The 2274-nt window shown below is 64.3% G+C and carries 2 protein-coding genes; both read right to left on the reverse strand.

Annotation, left to right across the window (positions count from 1 at the left end):
- Nucleotides 1-1334, reverse strand: a 1334-nt coding sequence (locus tag AC1D1P_RS21350) for an efflux RND transporter permease subunit (RefSeq protein WP_477674345.1), incomplete at its 3' end; no start/stop codon positions are given.
- Nucleotides 1335-1346: 12 nt separating this feature from the next.
- Nucleotides 1347-2274, reverse strand: a 928-nt coding sequence (locus tag AC1D1P_RS21355) for an efflux RND transporter periplasmic adaptor subunit (protein ID WP_477674346.1), incomplete at its 5' end; no start/stop codon positions are given.

A 2274-nucleotide genomic window follows, 5' to 3' on the forward strand; every position in this document is an offset into this window, starting at 1 on the left:
GAAAACGWGGTGGCCAGCACGGCCAGGCCGATCTCCTGCGTGCCGTCCAGCGAGGCCTGGTAGGGTCCCTTGCCCATCTGCACATGGCGCACGATGTTCTCGCGCACCACGATGGCGTCGTCAATCAACAGGCCCACGCACAGCGACAGCGCCATCAGCGTGATCATGTTGATGGTGAAGCCGAACAGGTTCATGAACAGGAAGGTGCCGATGATGGAGATCGGCAGCGTGAGCCCGGTGATCACCGTGGAGCGCCACGAATTCAGGAACAGGAAAACAATCAGCACCGTCAGCAGTGCGCCTTCAATCAGCGTGCGGCGCACGTTTTCAACGGCCACACGAATCGGCCGCGAGCCATCGGTGATGAGCTCCAGTCGCGCACCGGGCGGCAATTGCGGCTGGATGTCCTTGATGGCCTGGTTCAAGCCATCGACCACGGCAATAGTGTTTTCGTCCTGCGCTTTTTGCACCGACAGCAGCAGTGTGCGCTGGCCGTTGTACAGCGCCAGGCTGTCGATTTCCTGTGCGCCGTCGGCAACGCGTGCCACCTGGTCCACCGTGACCGGCGCAGCGCCCTTGCGCGCCACAATGATTTTTCCGAAATCTTCGGGGCGCTTCATGCGCGCATCGATCTTGACGACGCGCTCCTGCTGCAGCGAGCGGATGGCACCCACCGGCAAATCCTGGTTCTCGTTGCGCACGGCATTGACCACCTGGTCGGCCGTGATGCCCAGCGACTCCATGGCCTGCGGATTCAGGTAGACATTGATTTCGCGCTTGGTGCCGCCCACGAGCGTGACGGAGCCCGCACCGCGTACGTTCTCCAGGCGCTTTTTCAAGACCTGGTCGGCCCAGTTGGTGAGCTCCACGGCCGACATGGCATTGCCGCTTTGGGCATTGGGCAACACTGCAACGGACCAGATCGCCCGGCTTGCCGGGTCGAAGCGCAGCACGCGCGGCTCTTTCACTTCATCTCGGAGGGTGGGCCGGATGGCGGCGATCTTTTCGCGCACGTCCTCGGCAGCGCGGCGCCCGTCGACGTAGAGCTGGAACTCCATGATGACGACCGACTGGCCTTCGTAGCTGCGCGAGGTCAGCGCGTTGATGCCGGCGATCGAGTTGACGCCTTCTTCAATTTTTTTGGTGACTTCGCTTTCAACGATTTCGGGCGAAGCGCCCGGGTATTCGGCGGTAATGACGACCACCGGAAAGTCGATGTTCGGGAACTGGTCGACCTGCATGCGCTGGTAGGAGAACAGTCCCAGCACCACGATGGCCAGCATGACCATGGTGGCGAACACGGGATTCCTGAGGCTGACCTGCGTGAACCACATGCGCGTGAGTCCTCAGGGCGCCGGCTTGGCGGGTGCACTGGCCGCTTGCGCCGCAGCCGGAAGCTGTGTGAAGCGCACTTTGGTGCCCTCACGCAATGGGCCGATCTCGCCGCGTATCACCACCGCGCCGTCGGCCAGGCCCTTGACGGCTACCACGCTGTCTTTGCCGGCGGTGCCGCGCGCACCCAGCTCGACGCTCTTGTGTACCACCAGGTCGTTTTCAACCGCCTGCACATAAGGTGTGGGTTTGTCGGTGCGCACGGCGCTGACCGGCACCGACAGCAGCGAAGCGCTGGCCGTGCCCAGCGTGCCCTGCGCAAACAGCCCCTGGCGCAAGGGCGGCGCGCCGGCGTCGCCTGCTGCGCCCGGGTTGTCGATGCTGAGGTAAGCCATCACACTGCGGCTGCCGGCCTGCGCTGTGGGATTGATGCGCACCACTTTGGCCGTGACGGGCTGGCGGCTGCCTTCGATCTGCAGCTGCGCGGTCTGGCCCACGCGCACGTCCATGGAGTCGGTGGCGCTCAAGGTGGCTTCCAGCTCGAGCCGGCTCAGGTCCACCACCTCGACGATTTTGGTGTCGATGCCCACGCGTTCACCGGGTTGCGCCAGGCGCTGCGACACCTGGCCGGAGATGGGGGCTTTCAGGATCGTGTCGTCCACCGATTTGGCCGCGACCTCGGTGGCGGCCAGGGCTGCCTTGTAGGTGGACTGCGCGGCATTGAGATTGGCCAGGGAGGTGTCGAGCGCGGTCTTCGAGATGAAGCCCTGGTCAACCAGCGCTTTGTTGTTGTCGTACTGGCGCTGCACCACGTCGACCTGTGCCTTGGCCGACTCGGCCTGCTCGCGGGCCTGGCGCACGCGTGACTGGTATTCGGTGGCGTCGATGCGCGCAATCACCTGGCCGGCCTTGACCACGTCGCCTTCGCGAACCGTGAGACCC

The sequence above is a fragment of the Polaromonas sp. P1_E1_2 genome (assembly GCF_056406035.1).